This is a genomic window from Streptomyces sp. NPDC000941 (assembly GCF_053599555.1).
Window position 1 is genome coordinate 22,281 of the sequence record NZ_JBSFMM010000138.1, and the last position, 6,990, is coordinate 29,270.

Sequence of the window (6,990 nt, forward strand, 5' to 3'; positions counted from 1 at the left end):
ACTCGCTGAGAACGTAAGCGCCGTTACCAGGTTGGACGGCCTCAAGAGCCGGGCCCTGCCGGCCCGCGCCTGTCAGGGACGCGGGCCGACAGGGCCGGTGGCACACATGACCCCGATAGAAACATCCGGTCGCGGTTGCGAGCGAGCCGGCGCACGGCCCCGGTCACGCTCGGTGACCGGTCAGCGTGCGGCGAGGAGCTCCAGCGTGTCGATCACGCGGTTGGAGAAGCCCCACTCGTTGTCGTACCAGGCGACCACCTTGACGTGGCGGCCGTCGACGCGGGTGAGGGCCGAGTCGAAGATCGACGAGGCCGGGTTGCCGACGATGTCGGACGATACGAGCGGGTCGTCGGAGTACTCGAGGACGCCGGCGAGCGGGCCCTGCGCGGCGGCGCGGTACGCGTCCAGCACGTCGTCGCGGGTCACGTCGCGGGCCACGGTCGTGTTGAGTTCGACGATCGAGCCGACCGGCACCGGCACGCGGATCGAGTCGCCCGACAGCTTGCCGTCGAGGTTCGGCAGCACGAGGCCGATCGCCTTGGCGGCGCCCGTCGTGGTCGGCACGATGTTGACGGCGGCGGCGCGGGCGCGGCGGGCGTCGCGGTGCGGACCGTCCTGCAGGTTCTGCTCCTGCGTGTAGGCGTGCACCGTGGTCATGAAGCCATGCTCGATGCCGGCGAGTTCGTCGAGCACGGCGGCCAGCGGCGCGAGCGCGTTGGTCGTGCAGGAGGCGTTCGAGACGATCGTGTGCACGTCCGGGTCGTACGCGTCGGTGTTGACCCCGTACGCGAGCGTGACGTCGGCGCCGTCCGACGGCGCGCTGACCAGCACCTTCTTCGCTCCCGCGTCGAGGTGGGCGCGGGCGGCCTTGGCGGAGGTGAAGCGGCCTGTCGCCTCCAGCACGATGTCGACGCCGAGCTCGCCCCACGGCAGCTGCGCCGGCTCCCGCTCGGCGAGCACCGTGATGCGCCGGCCGTCGACGACAAGGGCGTCCCCGTCGGCGGTCACCGGACGGCCGAGCCGTCCGGCTGTGGTGTCGTAGGCGAGCAGCCGGGCGAGGGTGACGGGCTCGGTGAGGTCGTTGACGGCGACGATCTCGAAGTCGCTGCCGCGTTCCAGCAGGGCGCGCAGCACATTGCGTCCGATGCGGCCGAATCCGTTGATGGCGATGCGAGTCATGTGTCGTGGTGTCCCTTCGGTTCGTCACCAGCTTCGCGTGCGCGATCCGGCCATGGCCGTGGCGTGAGCGCCATGGTTCGCAAGGATCACGCCAGACGCCCGGGCGCCGGGCTACTCGCCCCGGGTGAAGGTACGCCGGTACTCGCTGGGCGTGGTGCCGAGGATGCGCTGGAAGTGCATCCGCAGATTTGTGCCGGTGCCGAGACCGACGTCGTTCGCGATCTGCTCGACGCTGCGCTTCGAACGCTCGAGCAGCTCACGAGCCAGGTCGATACGGGCGCGCATGACCCACTGCATCGGCGTGTACCCGGTGTCCTCGACGAAACGCCGCGAGAACGTGCGCGGTGAGACCGCCGCGTGCTGGGCGAGGGATTCGAGGCTGAGGGGTTCGTCGAGCCGGTGCAGGGCCCATTCGCGGGTGGCGGCGAACCGTTCACCGAGCGGCTCGGGCACGCTGCGCGGCACGTACTGCGCTTGGCCGCCGCTGCGGTAGGGGGCCGCGACCAGGCGCCGGGCCGCGTGGTTCGACGCGGCCACTCCGAGATCGCTGCGCAGGATATGCAGGCACAGGTCGATACCCGAGGCGGCTCCGGCCGACGTCAGCACGCTGCCCTCGTCGACGAACAGGACGTTCTCGTCGATCCGGACGAGCGGATGCTTCCGTGCAAGCGCCCGCGTGTAGTGCCAGTGCGTCGTGGCGCGCTTGCCGTCGAGCAGCCCCGTGGCGGCCAGCGCGAAGGCGCCCGTCGAGATGGCGGCAAGCCGCGCACCCCGGCCGTGTGCGGCGATCAGCGCATCGACGACGGCCCGTGGCGGGTCGTCGCGGTCCGGGAACCGATAGCCGGGGACGAAGACAATGTCGGCCCACCCAAGCGTGTCGAGACCGTGGGTGACGTGGTACGCCAGGCCGTCGCCGCCGGTCACGAGCCCGGGCGCCGCGCCGCACACCCGCACCTCGTACGGCATGCTGGCGCGGGTCGTGAACACCTGCGCGGGAATGCCGACATCGAGCGGCTTCGCACCCTCGAGTACGAGGACGGCGACTCGACGCAGGCGGGAGGAAGGCATGGGAAGCAGGGTACGAGCCGGCCGGTCCGCTCGTGACTAACGGCCCGCTCGACGTGGGTGCTGGGGGCTGTCAGTCGCCGAAGCGACGGCGCGCGTCCTCGATGTGACCGAGGTATTGGTGGGTCCAGCCGCATATGGCGTCGACCGTTGCCCGCAGGGCACGGCCCGGCTGGGTGAGGGTGTACTCGACCCGCGGCGGCACGGTGGGGTGCACCGTCCGCTCGACCAGGCCGTTGCGCTCCAGCATGCGCAGGTTCTGGGTGAGCATCTTGTGGCTGATGCCCTCGACCTCTTTGCGCAGCTCGCTGAAGCGCAGAGTGCGCTCACCGAGCGCCTCGATGATCAGCAACGCCCATTTGTTGGCGACGTCCGAGAAGATCTCCCGCGCCAGGGAGTCCGCGCGCCTGAGGTCTGCGTTCTCGGGCAGGCCCTTGAGTAGCTGCTTGGTCACCATGAGGTTCCTCAGTCACCGAAAAGTGCGTTCTTCCAGGTCGGCTCTCACTCTCTTACAGTTCCTGAGTAACCACAAGTGAGAGTAAACAGAAGGGCGAGCACTGTTGGCCACCATCGATGTCTTCAACCACAATGTGCCGGCCGAGAGCGACTTCGGCTACTCGCAGGCGATCAAGTCCGGGGATCTGATCCACGTCTCCGGACAGCTCTCGCTCGACGAGACGGGCGAGTTCCTCTACGCGGACGATTTCGACGCCCAGCTCAAGCAGACCTACATCAACCTGGACAAGGTCCTGGACCACTACGGCGTCTCCCGGAACCAGGTCGTCTCGCAGACCCTGTACGTGGTGAACCTGCGCAGGAATGCCGTGGCGACGGCGGAGGGCAACCTGGTGTACTTCGGCCGCCACCGTCCGGCCAGCACGGTCTTCGGCGTCACCGAACTGACCTTCCCCGGCCAGGTCATCGAGATCAGCTTCGTCATCGACACCAAGCTGCCCGCCTGAGCTCGACCGCAGCGCGCGTCCCGTCTTGGCCCGCCTCTCGTGGAATGGCCACGGTGACCGTTCAGCGTGGCGTGGTCGGGTGGGCCCCAGGTGGGCTTGTACCAAGGGCGGCTGTGGACGCCGGCGTAGAGGTCGCCGAAGTCGATCACGCCGGAGAAGGTGCCGTTCGTGTTCAGGATGTCGGCTGGATGCAGGTCACGGTGGAGCCGGAGACGTGGGCCTGCCCAGTCCGGCCCGGCGGCGTCTACCCGGACCGCGTGGACGGCGTCCGGGTCCACCGGCGCGGATGCCGTTCGGCCGGACGAGTGACAGACTGAAAGTCGAGTCGGCGGCCTGCATCAGAGGGGCTGGGGCCTGCCCTGGTCGTCCACTCCGTCGCGCATCCCACCAGCGATCGATCCGTTCGCTGATCAGATGGGAGCCGTTCATGACTTCCGTAGCGCCGTACTCCCCGGACGAAACCGCTCTTCTGCTCGTCGACCCGTACAACGACTTCCTCTCCGAGGGCGGCAAGCTGTGGCCCCGGGCGAAGGAAGTGGCGGAAGGCGTCGGCCTGCTCGACCACATGCGCACCATGCTCGCCACGGCCCGCAGCCAGGGGTTTCGCGTCTTCATCGTGCCCCACCACCAGACGACGCCGAACGACTACATCACGTGGGACCACTTGTCCCCGACCCAGCAGCGCATCGTGACCCAGCAGACCTTCGCCGAGGGCAGCTGGGGGGCCGAGTGGCACCCCGATCTCCACCCCCGCGAGGACGAGTTGGTCGTGCGCCGGCACTGGGCTTCGAGCGGCTTCGCCAACACCGACCTCGACTTCATGCTCAAGCAGCACCACATCCGCAAGATCGTGCTGATCGGGATGCGGGCAAACACTTGTGTGGACACCACCGCACGCTTCGGTCAGGAGCTGGGCTACCACGTGACCCTCATCCGCGATGCCATCGCCTCCTTCAGCTGGGAGGAGATGACAGCGACATTCGAGCTGAACGCGCCTCTGTACGCCCACGCCATCCTCACGACAGACGAGTTCGTCGACATCGTGAACGGCGGGGCCGGCAAGGGCTCCCCGTAATGCCAGATCGTGTTCTGAGGGTGGGGGGACTGGCGCCACGTACGACATCGATGGTGGCCGGCAACTCGTCGCACACTGACCGCCCGCTCAGCCCGTTCGGGCTGGAGGCGGATCGCATCCGGCACCGTGGTGCTCAGGCCGAGGCCACCCGCATGCTCGGCGAATGCCCAGGTGAGCGCCCAGTTCGAGGCACATTTCGACCTCATCGGATAAACGACAAGCTGATCGCCGCCGCAGCCCCGCTGTCGGACCTGTCGCCTATGCTCTGCGCAGCAGACGACCAGAGCGGAACATGAAGACGGGGGCATTGGTGGACGGTTCGTCGGGGGTGGACAGCGGCTACCAGGCGCATCGGGCGGCGTTCGCGGTGTTCGCCGAGCAGTTGCGGAAGGGCGACCCACGGGCGGCCCTAGCCGCCGCGCACGCCGTCCACGACCAGGTGCTCGCCGCCGGGCAGGTAACCCTGCGTGGCGTGGCGCTGAACTGCGTTGGCCTGGCCCAGTTCGAGCTTGGCGAGTTCGCCGCAGCGGTGGAGTCGCACCAGCGCGCCAAGGACCTGAGTCGGCGGTCCGACGTGTGCGGGTTCGCCGCGCTGCGGGCCAACCTCGCCAGGATCGCGGCCGGCGAATCCGTTGCTTATCCGCAGGTCTGGGAGGCTGACTCCGCCCCCGGCCAACTGGCCGCGCTCGCCCGCAGCGAGCACCCGCACCTGGCTCCGGCAGCCGGTTTCGAGCTCGGTCGGCTGCTGCGCGGTGAGCGGCATTTCCTGGCGGCGATCCGCGCGTACCAGGCCGTGGTCGACTCCGGCCACCCTTGGTTCCGGCAGCGGGCCGCCGTGCCACTGGCCGAGCTGCTGCGCGAGGCGGGCGACAACGAGGGCGCCTCCCGAGTCCTCGACCACGCCGGCCCCGAGGCCGACGCGCCCGACCTGGTCGATCTCGCGCTGGCCCCGCTGGACGAGCCGGAGGCGCCGCCCTTCTGGCTGGCTCCGGTCCGGCCTGGTCTCGACCACTACCGCGCCGGGGATCTGGCCGCCGCCCGTGCCGAGCTGCGCGCCATCGCCGCCGGCGACTGGCGTCACGCCGCGCACCAGGCCGGCATCGTGCTCGCCGGCATCGAACTGGGGCACGGCGATCTCACCGCCGCCCGCCAACTCCTGGGCGACCTGGCCGAGACCGCCGACTTCACTCACGGCCCGCGCGCGGCCGTGGCTCTGACCATCCTGGACGCCGCCGAGGCCGCGCCTCCGGACACCGACACCACCACGACCGTCGGCCCGGTCGGCGCGCTCGCCCGCTACCTGACCCGCGACCAGGACGTACTGGCCGACCTGGAAGCGCTGGCCCAGGGCCGGCACCCGTTGGCCGGGGTGTTCGCGGCCCTGCTCGGCGACCTGCTCGACGACGGCCGGACCGGGTCGGGAGCGGCCCACTGGCAGGCCAGGGCCGTGCAGTCCGAGGACAGGCTGGCGGCCGGCTACACCGCCTACCTGACCGCCATCAACCTGACGATGTGGGACAACACCGAACGCGTCGTGGACGCGCTCGCCGAAGCCTGCGAATCCGCGCCCGCCGTGCTGCCCTGGGCCGCCGTCCGGCTCGGCGAGGCGGGCCTGACCAACGGCTATGGGAGCGGCGACAGCCAGTCCTTCTTCACGGGCGTGCTCGAGACAGGCCACCGCGCGCTCCTGCCCAGCGCCGCGGCCGGGCTGTTCAACTCCTCGCCGGCGGACAGTTGGTCGGCGGAAGAGCGGTACGAGCTGGCCGAGGAACTGCTGACCGGCGACCTGCCCGCCGAGGCGGTTCCGCCGCTCGCCTGGCTGGCGGCCGAGAAGCTGATCACCTATGAGGACGATCTGGACGGCGGACGGGAGGCGCTGGAGCGGATTTTCGAGTCCGATCCCGAGTTCGGTGCCCCGGCGCTGGCCGTACGGCTGCTGCTGGACGAGGACGTCGACGGTATGCGGTCGGTGTTCGAGCGGCTGGCCCGGTGGGACGACCGATCGCTGGACATAGCCTCCGAGTGCTGCATGTCGGTGCTCTGGAAGCTGCCCGACGAGTCGGCCGTCACCCGGCGGGCCCTCCTTGTGCTGGCCGGCCTTGGCGACAAGAGCACACCCTTGGCCTACAAGGTGTCGGAGCGGTTGATTAAAGTCTGTCAGATCCAGCACGATCTGGGCGGCGAACTGGTCGCCAGGGAAGCGTCGAACCTGCGCCGCGGCGGCCCTCCGGGCGGCGGGGTGCTGGCGGCCGCCCGCCGTTTCTACCTTGCCGGTGACCTCGACCAGGCGATCGAGCTGTATCAGCGGGTCAACACCCAGGACTTCCCGGAGGCGCGTAGCAAGGCGGCCGTCGACCTCGGCGTGCTGTTCCGGCACCAGGGCAGGCACGAGGAGGCCCAGGAGTTGCTGGCGGCCGACCTTCATCCGGAGCACTGCTTCAAGCTGGGCACCGATCTGGAAGGCGCGGGGCGGATCGACGAGGCCATCCTCGCCTGGGGGCTGGTTGCCGACACCGACGACATCACCTGGGCGGTCCGTGCCAACTGCTACCTGGGCAAGGCGCACGCGGGCCGAGGTGAGACCGACGCGGCGATCGCGGCCTACCAGCGGGCCGGTGCGTCCCAGGACTCCTTCTCCCGCGGCATGGCCTGGTACGAACTTGGCTGTCTGTACCAGGACCAGGGGAATCTCGCGTTGGCGAAGGAGGC

General features: G+C 69.7%; 6 protein-coding genes and 1 pseudogene. 3 read left to right on the forward strand and 4 right to left on the reverse strand.

The features are described 5' to 3' along the window. Nucleotides 1-180: 180 nt before the first annotated feature. The 3 genes from gap to ACWDSL_RS34615 form a co-directional block, all read right to left on the reverse strand. Nucleotides 181-1,179 carry a type I glyceraldehyde-3-phosphate dehydrogenase gene (gene gap / locus ACWDSL_RS34605; RefSeq protein WP_450491916.1) on the reverse strand — a complete coding sequence of 333 codons (999 nt, stop codon included), beginning with the start codon at nucleotides 1,177-1,179 and terminating at the stop codon, nucleotides 181-183. Nucleotides 1,180-1,290: 111 nt separating this feature from the next. Next, nucleotides 1,291-2,247, reverse strand: coding sequence for a GlxA family transcriptional regulator (locus ACWDSL_RS34610; RefSeq protein ID WP_450491917.1), 957 nt, complete (start codon nucleotides 2,245-2,247; stop codon nucleotides 1,291-1,293). Nucleotides 2,248-2,317: 70 nt separating this feature from the next. Further along, nucleotides 2,318-2,701 carry a winged helix-turn-helix transcriptional regulator gene (locus ACWDSL_RS34615; protein WP_385628622.1) on the reverse strand — a complete coding sequence of 128 codons (384 nt, stop codon included), beginning with the start codon at nucleotides 2,699-2,701 and terminating at the stop codon, nucleotides 2,318-2,320. 103 nt (nucleotides 2,702-2,804) lie between these two features. Here ACWDSL_RS34615 and ACWDSL_RS34620 point away from each other — a divergent pair, with 103 nt between their 5' ends. Then, on the forward strand, nucleotides 2,805-3,206 hold the full coding sequence (locus tag ACWDSL_RS34620) for a RidA family protein (RefSeq protein WP_450491918.1): 402 nt from the start codon (nucleotides 2,805-2,807) through the stop codon (nucleotides 3,204-3,206). A gap of 119 nt (nucleotides 3,207-3,325) precedes the next feature. Here ACWDSL_RS34620 and ACWDSL_RS34625 read toward each other — a convergent pair. Continuing rightward, nucleotides 3,326-3,481 (reverse strand): annotated as a pseudogene (locus tag ACWDSL_RS34625) (phosphotransferase); the annotation flags it as partial. Between the two features lie 152 nt (nucleotides 3,482-3,633). Between ACWDSL_RS34625 and ACWDSL_RS34630 the strand changes: the two are divergent. Continuing rightward, the gene (locus tag ACWDSL_RS34630; protein WP_450491919.1) at nucleotides 3,634-4,281 is read left to right on the forward strand and encodes an isochorismatase family cysteine hydrolase; all 648 of its coding nucleotides are present in this window, start codon (nucleotides 3,634-3,636) and stop codon (nucleotides 4,279-4,281) included. 292 nt (nucleotides 4,282-4,573) lie between these two features. Next, a partial coding sequence (locus ACWDSL_RS34635; protein ID WP_450491920.1) for a hypothetical protein occupies nucleotides 4,574-6,990 on the forward strand: 2,417 nt, incomplete at its 3' end.

What these genes read in the sequence shown, in the direction of transcription:
- gap (WP_450491916.1), bottom strand. Translation starts at nt 1,179, where the DNA reads ATGACTCGCATCGCCATCAACGGATTCGGCCGCATCGGACGCAATGTG.
- ACWDSL_RS34610 (WP_450491917.1), bottom strand. Translation starts at nt 2,247, where the DNA reads ATGCCTTCCTCCCGCCTGCGTCGAGTCGCCGTCCTCGTACTCGAGGGT.
- ACWDSL_RS34615 (WP_385628622.1), bottom strand. Translation starts at nt 2,701, where the DNA reads ATGGTGACCAAGCAGCTACTCAAGGGCCTGCCCGAGAACGCAGACCTC.
- ACWDSL_RS34630 (WP_450491919.1), top strand. Translation starts at nt 3,634, where the DNA reads ATGACTTCCGTAGCGCCGTACTCCCCGGACGAAACCGCTCTTCTGCTC.